16 protein-coding genes are annotated in these 16,495 nt (G+C 69.9%); all 16 read right to left on the reverse strand.

The window, feature by feature from the left end; translation table 11 throughout:
* Entirely contained in the window at positions 1-552 is a 552-nt protein-coding gene (locus N1028_RS09695; RefSeq protein WP_259527261.1) for a F0F1 ATP synthase subunit B, read from the reverse strand.
* A 31-nt stretch (positions 553-583) separates the two neighbouring features.
* A complete protein-coding gene (atpE, locus tag N1028_RS09700) occupies positions 584-772 on the reverse strand; it encodes an ATP synthase F0 subunit C (RefSeq protein ID WP_173181709.1) in 189 nt (62 codons plus the stop codon).
* 94 nt (positions 773-866) lie between these two features.
* Positions 867-1,649 carry a F0F1 ATP synthase subunit A gene (atpB, locus tag N1028_RS09705; protein ID WP_259527274.1) on the reverse strand — a complete coding sequence of 261 codons (783 nt, stop codon included), beginning with the start codon at positions 1,647-1,649 and terminating at the stop codon, positions 867-869.
* Positions 1,650-1,831: 182 nt separating this feature from the next.
* Positions 1,832-2,302, reverse strand: coding sequence for a Cg1360 family ATP-synthase-associated protein (locus N1028_RS09710; RefSeq protein ID WP_259527283.1), 471 nt, complete (start codon positions 2,300-2,302; stop codon positions 1,832-1,834).
* 3 nt (positions 2,303-2,305) lie between these two features.
* Positions 2,306-3,502 (reverse strand): MraY family glycosyltransferase, encoded by a 1,197-nt coding sequence (locus tag N1028_RS09715; protein WP_259527285.1) that lies wholly within the window; start codon positions 3,500-3,502, stop codon positions 2,306-2,308.
* Between the two features lie 3 nt (positions 3,503-3,505).
* Entirely contained in the window at positions 3,506-4,156 is a 651-nt protein-coding gene (locus tag N1028_RS09720) for an L-threonylcarbamoyladenylate synthase (protein ID WP_259527292.1), read from the reverse strand.
* Between the two features lie 53 nt (positions 4,157-4,209).
* Entirely contained in the window at positions 4,210-4,398 is a 189-nt protein-coding gene (locus N1028_RS09725) for a PLDc N-terminal domain-containing protein (RefSeq protein ID WP_259527295.1), read from the reverse strand.
* 22 nt (positions 4,399-4,420) lie between these two features.
* Positions 4,421-5,347, reverse strand: a complete 927-nt coding sequence (gene prmC / locus N1028_RS09730; protein WP_375163403.1) for a peptide chain release factor N(5)-glutamine methyltransferase — start codon at positions 5,345-5,347, stop codon at positions 4,421-4,423.
* A complete protein-coding gene (gene prfA / locus N1028_RS09735) occupies positions 5,344-6,423 on the reverse strand; it encodes a peptide chain release factor 1 (RefSeq protein WP_259527297.1) in 1,080 nt (359 codons plus the stop codon). Before prfA ends, prmC begins: the two co-directional genes overlap by 4 nt.
* On the reverse strand, positions 6,423-8,810 hold the full coding sequence (rho, locus tag N1028_RS09740; protein WP_259527306.1) for a transcription termination factor Rho: 2,388 nt from the start codon (positions 8,808-8,810) through the stop codon (positions 6,423-6,425). Before rho ends, prfA begins: the two co-directional genes overlap by 1 nt.
* A 187-nt stretch (positions 8,811-8,997) precedes the next feature.
* Positions 8,998-9,945, reverse strand: a complete 948-nt coding sequence (gene thrB, locus N1028_RS09745; RefSeq protein WP_259527307.1) for a homoserine kinase — start codon at positions 9,943-9,945, stop codon at positions 8,998-9,000.
* Entirely contained in the window at positions 9,942-11,063 is a 1,122-nt protein-coding gene (thrC, locus tag N1028_RS09750) for a threonine synthase (RefSeq protein WP_259527308.1), read from the reverse strand. The genes thrB and thrC overlap by 4 nt, the downstream gene beginning before the upstream one ends.
* A complete protein-coding gene (locus N1028_RS09755; protein WP_259527309.1) occupies positions 11,063-12,415 on the reverse strand; it encodes a homoserine dehydrogenase in 1,353 nt (450 codons plus the stop codon). Before N1028_RS09755 ends, thrC begins: the two co-directional genes overlap by 1 nt.
* A complete protein-coding gene (lysA, locus tag N1028_RS09760; protein ID WP_259527322.1) occupies positions 12,412-13,863 on the reverse strand; it encodes a diaminopimelate decarboxylase in 1,452 nt (483 codons plus the stop codon). The genes N1028_RS09755 and lysA overlap by 4 nt, the downstream gene beginning before the upstream one ends.
* A 126-nt stretch (positions 13,864-13,989) precedes the next feature.
* Positions 13,990-14,781 (reverse strand): LmeA family phospholipid-binding protein, encoded by a 792-nt coding sequence (locus tag N1028_RS09765; protein WP_259527323.1) that lies wholly within the window; start codon positions 14,779-14,781, stop codon positions 13,990-13,992.
* Positions 14,782-14,826: 45 nt separating this feature from the next.
* Positions 14,827-16,485: an arginine--tRNA ligase gene (locus N1028_RS09770; protein WP_259527325.1), complete on the reverse strand. Its 1,659-nt coding sequence runs from the start codon at positions 16,483-16,485 to the stop codon at positions 14,827-14,829.
* Between the last annotated feature and the right edge of the window lie 10 nt (positions 16,486-16,495).

The following is a 16,495-nucleotide window of genomic DNA, read 5'->3' on the forward strand; positions in this document are numbered from 1 at the left end:
TTACTTCTTTCCCGCGGTGTCGGAGGCCTCGAGGTCGGCGAGGAAGCGGTCGACGAGCGCCGTCGCCTTCGCGTCGTCGGAGAGCGACTCCCCCACCACGCCGGAGGCGAGGTCGATGGCGAGCGAGCCCACCTCGGAGCGCAGCGACACGAGGGCCGCCTGACGGTCGGCCTCGATCGCCACCTGGGCGTTGGCCTTGACGCGTTCGGCGTCGGCCTGGGCCTGAGCGTTGATCTCCGAGCCGATGCGCTGAGCGTCGGCACGGGCCTGCTCACGGATCTTCGCTGCTTCGGAACGAGCCTCGGCCAGCTGAGCGGTGTACTGCTCGAGTGCGGCCTCTGCTTCGCGCTGGGCGACGTCGGCCTTCTCGATGTTGCCCTCGATCGCCGCAGAACGCTCGTCGAGGAGCTTCTTCATGCGAGGCAGAACGAGCCTCCAGAAGAAGAAGAGGATGACGACGAAGCACACCGCGGACCAGATGATGTCATATGGCGCCGGGATGAGCGGGTTCGACGTTTCGCCCTCGGTCGCAGCCAGAACTGCTTGAAGCATTCCAGCCTCCTTATCGATCGAAGATGGGCTACTAGGAGGTGAAGATGAAGTACGTCGCGATACCGATGAACGCGAGCGCCTCGGTGAATGCGATACCGATGTACATCAGCACCTGGAGGCGGCCGGCGAGCTCGGGCTGGCGGGCGACACCCTCGATGGTCTTGCCGACCACGATGCCCACGCCGATGGCGGGGCCGATCGCTGCGAGGCCGTAGCCCATGGTCGCGACGTTGCCGGTGACCTCAGCGAGGATCGATACATCTGCCACGTTTGTTTCCTTCCGTGATGGTGGTTCAGGCGGTCGCCTGGAACCCTTAGTGTTCCTCAGCCAGCGCGAGCTGGATGTAGACAGTGGTGAGTAGGGCGAACACGTACGCCTGGAGCACGGCGACGAGGATCTCGAACAGCGTGAACACGAAGCCGAACGCCAGCGTTCCGACACCGAACAGGGCGTAGAAGCCACCGGCGGTGAAGAAGAAGAACTGCGTGGCCGCGAAGAAGAGCACGAGCAGCAGGTGACCCACGACCATGTTCATGAGCAGTCGCAGCGTGAGCGTGATCGGGCGCAGGATGAAGGTCGAGAGGAACTCGATCGGCGTCACGATGATGTAGAGCGGCTTCGGCACTCCGGGCGGGAACAGCGCGTTCTTGAAGAACGCTCCCGGGTGCTTCTTGAGGCCCGCGTAGATGAACGCGAACCAGGCCACCACGGCCAGCACCAGCGGCATGCCGATGGTCGAGTTCGCCGAGATGTTCAGGAACGGGATGATGCCCGTGATGTTCATGAACAGCACCGCGAAGAAGATCGTTGTGATCAGCGGAAGGAAGCGACGGCCGTCCTTCTTGCCGAGCAGGTCTTCGGCGATGTTCACCCGGGCGAAGTCCAGGCCCATCTCGACGACCGACTGGAACCGGCCGGGCACGATCTTCATGCGGCGCGTGCCGAGCCAGAAGATCAGGATGATCGCCAGCACCGCGAGGATGCGGATGAGGACGATCCGGTTCATTTCGAACGGCGTGCCAGCGAAGAAAATGGCGTCCGGGAAGAACTCCTCGATCGACGGACCGTGGAAACCACCATCGTCGGAGGTTGCCATGGGGGCTAGCAGGTTCACAGCGTTAGCTATCAGCGCTATCTCCTGTTTCGGGGCGTGGAACTCCGAGAGTTCTCGCGACGACGAACGGTGGGGGGTTTTGCTGCGTCATGGCGTAGAACACGCTTCCTGCAGGCAGACTAACCCTATCAAGACAAAGGGTTGCCTGACTAATCGAGATCGGCTCACTCGCCGCTCGGGAGCCGCACGTCGGACGCGTAGGACATCCGGCTGCGCGCCACGACCACGACATCCACCACGAGGGTGCCGAGCACGGCGGTGACGATGCTGAGGAAGAGGACGACGTCGTTCAGCCACGGCTGGCCGCGGAGCACCACGACGAGCACGATGAAGAGCACGAACTTCACGATCCACGAGCCGAGAACGATCACGAAGAACAGCGTCGTGTAGAGCGGTGAGTCGTTGAACCGGTTGGCCACGAGGATGCTGCCGGCCGTGACACCCGCGAACACGAGCACCATGGCGGTGCCGATCAGGGCGCTCCAGGCTCCGGGCCAGCCCACCACGAGGTAGCCGATCACTCCCCCGACCACGGCGATCACGAGCGCGAGGATGGCGTCCCACTTCAGGATGGTCGAGAAGACCGAACTGGAGGCGGGCTTGGGGTAGTTGCCGCGGATGATGGGGTCTGACACGGTCTAGTGCTCCTTGATGTCGTCGGCGGCCGCGTCGAGCGGGTCGTCGCCGGCACGGACCTCGGCCTCGAGGGTGCCCGCGTCGGCGGACTGGGCCTTGATCTCGCGCCGCTTCAGCGGGCTGAGGGGGGCGAGGGTCAGAGCGGCGCAGACCACGATGCCCACGCCGAGGAAGATGAAGGCGATCCAGTAGGGCTGCAGCACGAACAGCAGCAGGCAGCCGACCGAGATCACCGTGGTCCAGGCGTAGAAGATGAGCACAGCCTGCAGGTGCGAGTGCCCCATGTCGAGCAGGCGGTGGTGCAGGTGCTTGCGGTCGGCGCTGAACGGGCTCTTGCCCGCCCGCAGCCGCCGGAAGATCGCGAGGCCGAAGTCGAGCAGCGGGATGACGAGGATCGCGAACGGCAGCAGGATCGGCAGGAACGCCGGGAGCAGCTGGGAGCGGCCGAGCTGCGCGGGGTCGATCTGCCCGGTGACCGCGATGGCGCTCGTGGCCATCAGGAGCCCGACGAGCAGGGCGCCCGCGTCGCCCATGAAGAGCTTGGCCGGGTGGAAGTTCAGGGGCAGGAAGCCCGCGCACGCCCCGATCAGCACCGCCGTGATGAGGGAGGCGAGGTTGAAGTAGTCGGTGGGCGACGTGTCCTGGGCCAGCAGGTAGCTGTAGATGAAAAACACACCGTTGGCGATGAGCGCGACGCCCGCCACGAGGCCGTCGAGGCCGTCGATGAAGTTGATGGCGTTCATGACGAGCACGACCGCGAGGATCGTGATCACGAGCGACATGCCACTCGACCCGATCGTGAGGCCACCGATCGGCAGCGAGACGATCTGCACGCCCTGCCAGGCGAGCAGGAAGGCGGCGATGATCTGGCCGGCGAGCTTGGTGAGCCAGTCCAGGTCCCAGATGTCGTCGGCCACGCCGATCAGCACGATGATGAGGGCGGCGCCGAGGATGGCCCAGACCTTCCCGGGCTCGGCGAAGACGAGCCGGAACCAGCTGATCTGCGAGGCCACGCCGATGGCGATCACCACGCCGAGGAACATCGCGATGCCGCCGAGCCGCGGGGTGGGCCTCGTGTGCACGTCACGTTCGCGGATCTTGGGGTAGAGCCGGTAGCGGTTGCTGAGCTTGTAGATGACGAAGGCGAGGCCGAAGGTCACGACGGCGGAGACGAGGGCGACGAGGAGGTAGAAGCGCATGGGTCAGGCGCCTGCCAGGAGGTCGCCGACGACCTCGCGCAGGGCGTCGTCGCTCACCGCGCCGTGGCGCACGATCCGGAACGAGGCCGGATCGGTGGCGTCGAGGATGGTGGAGGCGCTGCCGCCGTCTCGCGCTCCCCCGTCGAGGTAGACCGAGACGCTGTCACCGAGCATGACCTGGGCCTCCGCCGCGGTCATGGCGGCGGGCTGCCCCGTGAGGTTGGCGCTCGAGACCGCGAGCGGCCCCGTCTCGGCGAGGAGGGCGAGGGCGATCTCGTCGTCGGGCATGCGCAGGGCGACGGTGCCGCCCGTCTCGCCGAGATCCCACGCGAGCGAGGGCGTGGCGCGGAGGATGATGGTGAGCCCGCCCGGCCAGAACGCCTTCACGAGGTCGCGCACGGCATCCGGGATGCCCGTGGCCAACGCGTCGAGGGTGGCGAGGCCCGGGATGAGCACGGGCGGCGGCGACTGCCGGGTGCGGCCCTTGGCGTCGAGCAGGCGCTGCACGGCGGAGGGGGTGAAGGCGTCGGCGGCGAGGCCGTAGACCGTGTCGGTGGGCAGCACCACGAGCTCGCCCTTGGCGATCGCGGCCCGTGAGAGGCGCATCCCGGTGAGGAGCTCCGTCGGCGCGGAGCAGTCGTAAAGTGCAGCCATCTCGCTGTCCATGATAGCCGGAGCCGTCTTCCGCCCTCGGGCGGAGGCGACGGCTACTTGGAGACCCGGCCGCGGCCGAAGATCAGCCAGAGGATGGAGCCGAGGATCGAGAGGAAGAACGCCACCAGGATCCAGACGAACTTGCCGACTCCCCCGTGGTTGGGGTTCTTGACGATCGAGACGACCGTGACGATGAAGATGATGAGGCCGACGACGCCGAACGTGAATGAGATGGGTTCCATGAGTGCCTCCTGGCGTGGGGTTCTAGCGTAGCGCCGTGGTGGCGCGATCACGGCCGGTGAGATCGCGGTGGGTCGCGGTGGCGCGCCAGCCGTCGGCCTCGAGGAGCGCGCGGATCTCGGCGCCCTGGAGCTCGCCGTGCTCGATCACGAGGGTTCCGCCCGCGCGGATGAGTCGCGCGGCGGTCTGCGAGACGCTCCGCACGACGTCGAGCCCGTCCTCGCCGCCGTAGAGGGCGTGCTCGGGGTCGTGCAGCCGCACCTCGGGGTCGCGCGGGATCGCGCCGAGCGGGATGTACGGCGGGTTCGAGACGACGACGTCGAAGCGGCCGCCCTCCTCGGGCAGGGCGTCTGCGAGGTCGATGAAGATCAGGCGGGAGTTCGCTGCTCCGACGCGGCGGAAGTTCTCCTTGGCCCAGATGAAGGCGGCGGTCGAGTTCTCGACGGCCACCACGCGGGCGTGCGGCACCTCGGTGGCGAGGGCGAGCGCGATGGCGCCGCTGCCCGTTCCGAGGTCGACGGCGGCGGGGCCGGCATCCGCCGAGAGCAGTGGGTCCCCCGCGGGCACGACGGCGCGCAGGGCGTCGATGGCGAGGCCGGCCACGAACTCCGTCTCGGGCCGGGGCACGAAGACGCCGGGGCCCACCGAGAGCTCGAGCGAACGGAAGTGCGCGGTGCCCGTGATGTGCTGGAGCGGCTCGCGAGCGGCCCGGCGCTCCACCGCCTCGACGATCGCGAGGGTCTCCTCGGGGCCGATCGGGGCATCCGTCACCGCGAGCGACTGCACGCGGCCGCGGGAGGCGCCGAGCACGTGGCCGATGAGCAGCTCGGCGTCGACCTGCGGGTCGGCGATGCCGCTCGCGGCGAGGATGTCGACCGCGCGCTCGAAGAGCGAACGCACGGTCACGGGACGATCGACACCCGGGCGCTCGGTGATGACGCCCGCCGTCACGAGTCGGTCCCGATGGCCGCGAGCCTCGACTCCTCGTCGGCCGTGATGGCCGACTGGATGATGGGCTCGAGCGCGCCGTCCATCACCTGGTCGAGGTTGTACGCCTTGTATCCGGTGCGGTGGTCGGCGATGCGGTTCTCGGGGTAGTTGTAGGTGCGGATGCGCTCGGAGCGGTCGACCGAGCGGATCTGGCTCTTGCGGGCCGCACTCGCCTCGGCGTCGAGCTCCTCCTGCTGCTTGGCGAGGATGCGGGCGCGGAGCACGCGCATGCCGGCCTCGCGGTTCTGCAGCTGGCTCTTCTCGTTCTGCATCGAGACCACGATGCCGGTGGGGAGGTGGGTGATGCGCACGGCGGAGTCGGTCGTGTTGACCGACTGGCCACCGGGCCCGGAGGAGCGGAACACGTCGATCTTGAGGTCGTTGGGGCTGATCTCGACCTCTTCGGGCTCGTCGACCTCGGGGAAGACGAGCACGCCGGCGGCGGAGGTGTGGATGCGGCCCTGCGACTCGGTCGCGGGCACGCGCTGAACGCGGTGCACTCCGCCCTCGTACTTCAGGTGCGCCCAGACGCCCTCGGCCGGGTCGGCGGAGCGGCCCTTGACCGCGATCTGCACGTCTTTGTAGCCGCCCAGGTCGCTCTCGGTGCGCTCGAGGAGCTCGGTCTTCCAGCCCTTCGACTCGGCGTAGTGCAGATACATGCGCAGGAGGTCGGCCACGAAGAGCATGCTCTCGGCACCGCCCTCACCACCCTTGATCTCCATGATCACGTCGCGGGCGTCATCCGGGTCGCGCGGGATGAGGAGTCGCCGGAGCGTCTCCTCCTTCTCCACGAGCGACTCCTCGAGGCTCGGGATCTCCTCCGCGAACGCCGGATCCTCGTCGGCGAGCTCGCGCGCCGCCTCGAGGTCGTCGACGTTCTGCTGCCACGCGGTGTGCGCGGCCACGATGCGGCTCAGCTCGGCGTAGCGCCGGTTGACCCGCTTCGAGCGCGCCGGATCGCCGTGGAGCGCGGGATCGGACAGCTGCTGCTGCAGGTCGTCGTGCTCGGCCTGCAGGGCCGCGACGGACTCGAACATCAGTCGGCCTTGTGGCCAGCGTGCCCGTTGCCGTTGCTGTGGCCGCCCGCGGGAGCGGGCATCGACTTCTGCACCTGCATGAGGAACTCCACGTTCGAGGAGGTCTCCTTGAGACGGCCGAGGACGATCTCGAGCGCCTGCTGCTGGTCGACGCCCGCGAGGGCACGACGGAGCTTCCACGTGATCTTGGTCTCGTCGGCGCCCATCAGGAGCTCCTCGCGGCGGGTGGACGACGCGTTGACGTCGACGGCCGGGAAGATGCGCTTGTCGGCGAGCTGACGGGAGAGGCGGAGCTCGGAGTTGCCCGTTCCCTTGAACTCCTCGAAGATCACCTCGTCCATCTTCGAGCCGGTCTCCACGAGCGCGGTCGCGAGGATCGTGAGCGATCCGCCGTTCTCGATGTTGCGGGCGGCCCCGAAGAAGCGCTTCGGCGGGTACAGCGCCGAGGCGTCGACACCTCCGGAGAGGATGCGGCCGGACGCCGGCGACGCCAGGTTGTAGGCGCGGCCGAGGCGGGTGATCGAGTCGAGCAGCACGACCACGTCGTGACCGAGCTCGACCAGGCGCTTGGCGCGCTCGATGGCGAGCTCGGCGACCGTGGTGTGGTCTTCGGCCGGACGGTCGAAGGTCGAGGCGATGACCTCGCCCTTGACGGTGCGCTGCATGTCGGTGACCTCTTCGGGCCGCTCGTCGACGAGCACGACCATGAGGTGCACCTCGGGGTTGTTCGTGGAGATCGCGTTGGCGATCTGCTGCAGCACGATCGTCTTGCCCGCCTTCGGGGGCGCCACGATGAGACCGCGCTGGCCCTTTCCGATCGGTGCGACGAGGTCGATGATGCGCTGGGTCAGCTTGCCGGGCTCGGTCTCGAGGCGCAGGCGCTCCTGCGGGTAGAGCGGGGTGAGCTTGCCGAACTCGACGCGGTTCTGCGCCTCCTCGACGGGCAGGCCGTTGATCGACTCGATGCGCACGATCGCGTTGTACTTCTGGCGGCCGTTGGAGTCGTTCTCCCGCGGCTGGCGGATGGAGCCGACGATCGCGTCGCCCTTGCGCAGGTTGTACTTCTTGACCTGGCCGAGCGAGACGTAGACGTCGCTGTTGCCCGGGAGGTAGCCGCTGGTGCGCACGAAGGCGTAGTTGTCGAGGATGTCGAGGATGCCGGCCACGGGGATGAGCACGTCGTCTTCGCTGATCTCGGGCTCGATCTCGTCGCCACCGGTCTGGCCGCGGCGCTTGCGGTCGCGGTAGCGGCTGCGGGCGCCGCGCTCCTCGCCGGCATCGCGGTTGGCGTCACGGTTCGAGTCGCGGTTGCCGTCGCGGTTCTGGTTGCCCTGACCGCGGTCGTCCTGCAGGTCCTGCTTCGGCTCCGCCGCACGAGCGCCGCCGTTCTGGGCGCCGCCGTTCTGGCCATTCGCGTTCTGGCCGTTCGCGTTCTGGCCGGCCCCGCCGTTCTGGGCCCCGCCGTTCTGGCCGCCGCCGTTCTGGTTCTGGCCGCCGTTGCCCTGATTTCCGGCGTCGGCGTTGTTCGAGCCGCCGCGGTTGCGACGATTGCGGCCACGGCCACGGCCCTCGCGGGGCTCCGACTGCTCGCCCTGCTCGTTCTGGCCCTGGTCGCCCTGGTCGCCTCGGCCCTGGTCATTGCGACCCTGATCGTTCCGGCCCTGCTCGTCCTGGCCCTGCTCGTCGTCCTGCGGGGACTCCGCGGCGGGTGCCTCGGTCTGCTCTGCCGCGGAGGCCTCGGCACCGGCACGCTGCGCGGCGATGCGCTGCTCGCGGGTGGGGCGCTCACGACGGTTCGTGCGGCGCTCGGTCGGCTGAGCCGTGGGCTCGGCTTCGGTGCCGGCCTGCGACGACGCTGCAGCTGCAGCATCGGTGCCGGGCTCGGTGGAGACGGCCGCCTCGGGCACCAGCGGCGCCTCGACGCCCTCGGTGTGGTTCACGTGGCCGCCGGCCGGAACGCGGTCGGTCGACACGCGCTCGGTGGTGACGCGACGCGAACGGCGCTTGGGCGACACGGGGCCCTCGGGCAGATCGATGACGATCGGCTCCTTGGGCGCGCTGGCGGCGGGAGCCGAGCGCAGCAGCTCGTCGGGCACGATCGGCCCGTCGAAGAGCGCCGGTGCGGCGGGCTCGGCAGCGGCGGCCTCGACCACGGCGGGCTCGACCACAGCGGCCTCGGCCACAGCAGGCTCTGCCGCGGCGGGGGCCTCGAGGGTGATGGCCTCGGGAAGGGCCTCGACGGCGCCCTCCTGGACCTTGCGGATGGCCTCGACCAGCTCGCCCTTGCGGAGCTTGGAGGCTCCGGCCATGCCCAGCTGCGCGGCGATGGCCTGCAGCTCGGAGACCTTGAGGGTCGAGAGTTCGGGGGTGGTGTTGACGTCAGTCACGGAGATTCGGTGTCCTTCCCCTGTCGGCTGAGAAGAGCCAGGCAGAGAACTGGCGGCGTGAGGGTGAACCTGGGCTGCGCACGATCTCGACGGTGAACCGCCATGGTCGTGCGAGGAGCCGGATACGTTGCTGCACGCGGCAGTAATGAATTGGAAAGCGACCGGGACGGGATTCAGAGCCAGTAGGCTATTCGACTTCGTCCGGGTGCGTTATCACTGTAGCACCTTTGAAGTCCACGGCCAGAACGAGCGAACGCCAGGGTGTCGCGGTGCGCGCGGCCACGAGATCCGCGGCGGCGAGCCGCTGGCCCGGGTCGCTGCAGAGCACGAGGATGCTCGGCCCCGCCCCCGAGACGACGGCCGGGAAGCCCTCGGCCCGGAGCGCCTGGATGAGCCGGTCGGTCTCGGGCATCGCGCTCGCGCGGTAGCTCTGGTGCAGCTTGTCCTCGGTGGCCGCGAGCAGCAGCTCGGGACTCTGGATGAGCGCCGCGATCAGGAGGGTCGAGCGCGAGACGTTGAAGATGGCGTCGGCGTGCGGCACCGACTCCGGCTGGAGGCTCCGGGCGAGCGCCGTCGACATCGTCTCCTCGGGCACGAGCACGAGCGGCGAGACACCGCGGTGCACGATGAGCTTCTTGAACTGCGGGCCCTCGGGCGTGACCCACGCGATCGTGAGTCCGCCGAACAGCGCGGGGGCCACGTTGTCGGGGTGCCCCTCGAGCTCGGTCGCGCGGGCGAGGAGGCCCAGCGGGTCGATCTCGACGATGCCCTCGAGCAGGCCCTTCGCGGCCATGACGCCCGAGACGATCGCGGCGCCGGAGGAGCCGAGGCCCCGCCCGTGCGGGATCACGTTCTTGGCGGTGAGGTGGAGCCCCGGGAGCTCCTGCCCGTAGGCGGCGAAGGTGTGGGCGATCGCGCGCACCACGAGGTTCGTCTCGTCGGTGGGCACCTCGCCGGCGCCCACGCCGTCGACCTCCACGAACGCGCCCGGCTCATCGCGCACGGCGACGGTCAGCTCGTCGTAGATCGCGAGCGCGAGGCCGAGGGTGTCGAACCCGGGGCCGAGGTTGGCCGTGGTGCCCGGAACCCGGACGGTGACCCTCCGGCCCGCGAGCGAGCCGTCGGCGAAGCTCACGAGGCCGCCTTCTGAAGGCCCAGCACTCCGGCGATCTCGGCGGCGTCGACCGACACGACCGTGGGCTTCACGTCGTCGCCGTCGGCGGTGCGGAGGGCCCACTGCGGATCCTTGAGGCCGTGACCGGTGACGGTGATCACCACGGTGGCGCCGGCCGGGATGACTCCGGCCTCGGAGCGCTCGAGGAGACCAGCCACGCCGATGGCGGAGGCGGGCTCGACGAAGATGCCGACCTCGGCCGAGAGCAGGCGGTGGGCGGCGAGGATGTGCTCGTCGGTGATGGCGCCGAAGTAGCCGTCAGTGGCCTCGCGCGCGGCGAGGGCGAGCTCCCACGAGGCGGGGTTGCCGATGCGGATGGCGCTCGCGATCGTGTCGGGGTTCTTCACCGGGTGACCGAGCACGATCGGGGCCGAGCCCGCGGCCTGGAAGCCGAACATGCGGGGCAGCTTCGTGGTGACCCCGCGCTCGAGCTCCTCGGTGTAGCCGCGGGAGTAGGCGGTGTAGTTGCCCGCGTTGCCGACCGGGAGCAGGTGGAAGTCGGGCGCATCCTGGAGCACCTCGACGACCTCGTAGGCCGCGGTCTTCTGGCCGTTGATCCGATCGGGGTTGACCGAGTTGACGAGGTGCACGGGGTAGTTCGCCGAGAGGTCGCGGGCGAGGTCGAGGCAGTCGTCGAAGTTGCCCTGCACCTGGATGAGCTCGGCGTTGTGCGCGATGGCCTGGCTGAGCTTGCCCATCGCGATCTTGCCCTCGGGCACGAGCACGGCGGCCGTGATGCCGGCGTGGGTGGCGTAGGCGGCGGCCGAGGCTGAGGTGTTGCCGGTGGAGGCGCAGATGACGGCCTTGGCGCCGTGCTCGACGGCCTTGGAGATGGCCATCGTCATGCCACGGTCCTTGAAGGAGCCCGTGGGGTTCATGCCCTCGAACTTGATGTAGACGTTCGCACCCGTGCGCGCGGAGAGCGCGGGGGCCGGGACGAGCGGCGTGCCGCCCTCGCCCAGGGTCACGATCGGAGTCGCCTCGGTGATGTCCAGACGGTCGGCGTACTCATGGAGGACACCCCGCCACTGCCGTGAAGGAATGCCGCGGGAGGGGATGCTGGGGGTGCTGTCGGCCACTAGGGCGTGTCTCCTTCAACTCGTAGGACTGATTCCACCCGAACGACGGCGTCGTTCGCGGAAACAGCCGCCACCGTGGCCGAGAGGGCCGCGTCGGTGGCTTCGTGCGTGACAATCACAAGGGTAGCGGTGAGCGGCTCGTCGACCGACCGCGACCCGTCGGCGGCGATGGGCGCGGTGGCGACCGTCTGCTGCACGGCCTCCACCGAGACGCCGTGCTCGCTGAACAGACCGGCGATCTGCGCGAGCACGCCCGGCTTGTCGGTGACCACGAGCGTGAGCTGGTAGCGCGTGGTGACGGCGCCGATGCCGAGCACGGCGAGGTTGGCGTGGGTCGACTCGCCCACACCGGGGCCGCCAGCCACGTGGCGGCGCGCAGCCGACACGAGGTCGCCGAGCACCGCCGAGGCCGTCTCCACTCCCCCGGCGCCGGCGCCGTAGAACATGAGGTCGCCCGCGGCCTCGGCCTGCACGAACACCGCGTTCTTCGCGTCGTGCACAGCGGCGAGCGGATGGCGGCGGCTGATCAGGGCGGGGTGCACCCGCGCCACGACGCCCTCGACGCCCGTCTCGGCATCCGTGAGCCGCTCGCAGATGGCGAGGAGCTTGACGACGTAGCCGGCCTTCTGCGCCGCGTCGACCTGGGCGGCCGTGACGGTCGTCATGCCCTCGCGGTGCACGGATTCCACGGGCACGGCCGTGTGGAAGGCGAGGCTCGCGAGGATGGCCGCCTTCTGGGCCGCGTCGAAGCCCTCGACGTCGGCGGTGGGGTCGGCCTCGGCGTAGCCCAGGTCGGTGGCGATGGCGAGGGCGTTCTCGAAGCTGTCGCCCTCCACGTCCATCCGGTCGAGGATGAAGTTCGTCGTGCCGTTGACGATGCCCATCACGCGCACCACGCGGTCGCCCGCGAGCGAGTCGCGGAGGGGGCGGATGATCGGGATGGCACCGCCCGCGGCGGCCTCGTAGTAGAGCTGCGCGCCGACCTGGTCGGCCGCGGCGAAGAGCTCGGGACCGTAGGTGGCCAGCAGGGCCTTGTTGCCGGTGACGACGTCGGCGCCGGAGGCGATCGCGAGGTGGATGTACTCCCGGGCGGGCTCGAGGCCGCCCATCAGCTCGATCACGATGTCGGCCGACCGGATGAGGGTGTGGGCGTCGGTCGTGAGCAGGTGGCGCGGGATGTCGAAGTCGCGGGGCGCGTCGACGTCGCGCACGGCCACTCCCACGAGCTCGAGGCCGGCGCCCACGCGCGAGGCGAGCTCGTCGCCCTGTTCGAGCAGGAGCCGGGCCACCTGGCTGCCGACGGAGCCGGCGCCGAGCAGGGCGACACGGAGATTGCGGTACTCGATCTTCATCGTTCGTCTCCACGGGTGGTGGCATCGGTGCCGGCTTCTTGAAGGAAGGCCGCGTCGCGGGCCAGGAGGTCGTGCTCGGTCTCGCGGCGGATCAGCACGCGCGCCTCGCCGCCCCCGACCGCCACGACCGCCGGCCGGCCGAGGTAGTTGTAGTTGGACGCGAGGGAGTGGCAGTAGGCGCCGGTGGCGGGCACCGCGAGCAGGTCGCCCGGAGCCACGTCTCCCGGAAGGTACGCGGCGTTCACCACGATGTCGCCGCTCTCGCAGTGCTTGCCGGCCACCCGCACGAGCGCCGGGTCTGCGGAACTCGAGCGCCCGGCGATCCGCACCGTGTAGTCGGCTCCGTAGAGGGCCGGCCGCACGTTGTCGCTCATTCCCCCGTCGACGCTCACATAGCGGCGCACGTGATCGGTGGCGCCACCGTCGACGCCCGGCACCTGCACCAGCACGTCCTTGGTGGTGCCGACCTCGTAGAGCGTGACCCCGGCGGTGCCGATGATCGTGCGGCCTGGCTCGAACGCCAGAGCGGGCACGGTGATGCCGAGGCGCTCGCACTCCGTCGCCACCGCGTCGGCGATGCCGTCGGCGAGCAGCTCGATCTGCTCGGGGTCGTCGGCCTCGGTGTAGGCGATGCCGTAGCCTCCGCCGAGGTTGAGGCCGGGAACGTCGCCGCCCTCGAGCAGCTCCGCGTGCACCTCGAGCAGGCGCGCGGCCGACTCGCTGAAGCCGTCGACGCCGAAGATCTGCGACCCGATGTGGCAGTGCAGGCCGAGGAACTCGAGCGAGGCGTGCGAACGGATGGCGGCCGCGAACTCCACGGCCTGATCGAGCCGCACGCCGAACTTCTGGTCTTCGTGGGCCGTCGCGAGGAAGTCGTGGGTGTGCGCGTGCACGCCGCTGTTGACGCGCAGCCGCACCTTCTGCACGACGCCGTGCCGAGCGGCTGCCGCGGCCACCCGCTCGATCTCGAGGGCGCTGTCGATCACGATCACTCCGACGCCGCTCGCGACCGCGCGCTCGATCTCGGCCACCGACTTGTTGTTGCCGTGCAGCCCCATTCGGGCGGGGTCGACGCCAGCGGCGAGGGCCACGGCGAGCTCTCCGCCGCTGCAGACGTCGATCGAGAGGCCGGCCTCGGCCATCCACCTCGCCACCTCGATGCTGAGGAACGCCTTGGCGGCGTAGTAGACGGTGGCGGTCGTGCCGATGCGGGCGGCTGCGGCGTCGAAGGCGTCGCGCACCTCGACGGCGCGCTCCCGGGCCTCGCGCTCGTCGACCACGTAGAGCGGCGTGCCGAAGCGCCCTGCGAGCTCAGCGGCGGTGACACCACCGATGGCGAGCGCTCCGCCGGCGTCGCGCACGGCGGTGCGCGGCCAGATCGGTGCGACGAGCGCGTTGGCATCGGCCGGATGGCCGAGCCACGCGGGAGCGAGCGGGCTGGAGGTCATGGATCAGATCCCTTAGCTGTGTCGGATGGCACAAGGGGCGAGCGGACCTGGCTTGGTCCCTGAAGCCGGCTCCGAGGTGTGTGCACTCGGATGTACCGATCCTAGCGGGTCGGCGATCCTTGCGAGTCAGGGGCAGGTGCCGAACGTGCTGAGGCTCTCGCCGTCGGCCACGAAGTCCTCGGCCGAGAGCCGCACCGTCGCGGTGCCGCCGTCGATCGCGATCTCGTCGATCTCGGCACCCACGGGCAGGTAGTTCGCCACGCACAGCGGGATGGGGTTGTCGGCCACCGTGCCGAGCAGCTCGTCGAGGTCGATGTCGAGGCTGCCGGCGCCCTGGCTGAGGGTGGCGGCGACCGGCACCACCACGACCTCGGTGCCCGAGCCCTCGACCGTGCCGGTGACGGTGTAGCCGAGCGAGAAACCGAACAGGCTCACCGTGCCGTCGAACGAGACCTGGCCGCCGTCGCCGAGCTTCAGCGTCGCGTCGCCGGGCAGCGTCGCCACCTCGTCGACCGCCGCCTGGTCGAGCGACAGCGTGGCCTTCACATCGTCGATCGGCTGCGAGAGGTCGGTCGGCACGCCGGTCGCCACGACGTGGGCCGAGAGCGGGATGCCGCCGGCCGTGATGGCGGGCGCGTCGAGGTCCACCCGGTCCAGCCGGCCCGTGACGACCTGGGCGAGGAAGGAGGTGCCGCCGATGGTGACGTCGATGTCGCCCTCGACGTTCTCAGGCAGCTGCGACGAGATCTCGTCGGCGGCCCTGCCCTCGGCATAGGAGCGGAGGGCGATGTCGGCGATCACGACCGCCACCACGAGGAGCACGAGCACACCGAGGAGCACCCACGGCCACCGCTTGGCACGGCGCTTCGGCGGCTGGGTGGGAATCGGCTCGTAGGGCAGGATCGGCGCGGTGCTCATGCCGTCATCCTCCCACGCAGGGCTCCACGGCCCAGGCCGGCGTCGTCACATCCGGTCGGGCGCGGAGACGCCGATGAGGTCGAGACCGTTGCGGATGACCTGGCCCGTCGCATCGTTCAGCCACAACCGCGTGCCGTGCACGGGTGCGATCTCCTCGTCGCCGAAGGGGAGCACCCGGGTGGCGTCGTACCAGCGGTGGAAGTGCCCGGCGAGCTCCTCGAGGTAGCGGGCCACGCGGTGCGGCTCGCGGAGCTCGGCGGAGTGCGCCACGATCCGCGGGAACTCCTGCAGGGCGCCGATCAGGGCCGTCTCAGTGGGGTGCACGAGGAGGCCGGGCTCGAAGGCCTCACGGGTGACCCCGGCGGCCTCGGCGTTGCGGGCCACCGAGCGCGTGCGGGCGTGCGCGTACTGCACGTAGAAGACGGGGTTGTCGTTCGAGCGCGAGCGCAGCTGCTCGCCGTCGAGCGAGAGCGGCGAGTCGGCCGGATACCGGGCCAGCCAGTAGCGCAGGGCGTCGGCGCCGAGCCAGGAGAGCAGGTCGTCGAGCTCGATGATGTTTCCGGCGCGCTTGGAGAGCTTCGCGCCGTTGAGGTTCACGAGCTGGCCGATCAGCACGCTGAGGCTCACCGACGGGTCGTCTCCGGCCGCAGCGGCCAGGGCCTTGAGGCGCCCGACGTAGCCGTGGTGGTCGGCGCCCAGTAGGTAGATCTTCTCGGCGAAGCCGCGATCCTTCTTGCTCAGGTAGTAGGCGGCGTCGGCCGCGAAGTAGGTCACCACACCGTTGCCGCGGGTGAGCACGCGGTCCTTGTCGTCGCCGAAGTCGGTCGTGCGCACCCAGACGGCGTCGTCGGCCTCGAACACGTGGCCCTGGGCGCGCAGACGCTCCTCGGCGTCGTCGATGGCCGTGCGGCCGGTCTCCGCATCCGGAGCGTGCAGGGTCTGTTCGGAGAAGAACACGTCGAAGTGCACGCGGAAGCTCTCGAGCGACTGCTTGATCTCGGCCAGCTGGAACTCGTAGGCGAGGTCCCGAGCGAGGGCGACCGCCTCGTCCTGCGGCTTGTCGAGCAGGTCGGGAACGGCCTCGAGCACGCGCTGGGCGAGGGTCTGGATGTAGGGCCCCGGGTAGCCCTTCTCGGGGGTCGGCTCCCCCTTGGCGGCGGCGAGCACCGAGAGGCCGAAGACGTCCATCTGGCTGCCGGCGTCGTTGATGTAGTACTCGGTCGTGACCGCGGCTCCGGATGCCTTGAGCACCCGGGCGATCGAGTCGCCGAGTGCGGCCCACCGGGTGTGGCCGATGTGCAGGGGTCCCGTGGGGTTGGCGGAGACGAACTCCATGTTGATGACGTGGCCGGCGAGCACCGAGTTGTGCCCGTAGGTGTCGCCCGCCTCCACGACCGAACGCGCGATCTCGCCCGCGGCCGCGGTGTCGAGACGGATGTTGATGAAGCCGGGGCCTGCGACCTCCACCGAGGCGACGCCGTCGACGGCCTCGAGCGCCGGCACGAGCTCGAGCGCGAACTCGCGGGGGTTGCGGCCGAGCCGCTTGGCGAGCTTCATGGCGATGTTCGAGGCCCAGTCGCCGTGGTCGCGGTTGCGCGGGCGCTCCACGACCGTGTCGGCCGCCGTGATCGTGACGCCCTCGGCGCCGGCGAGGTGGGGGCTCACGATCGTGAGCAGAGCGGCGGAGAGGGCTTCAGGAGTCACGGCGAACCAT

Source organism: Herbiconiux oxytropis, from assembly GCF_024979315.1.
GTDB lineage: Bacteria > Actinomycetota > Actinomycetes > Actinomycetales > Microbacteriaceae > Herbiconiux > Herbiconiux oxytropis.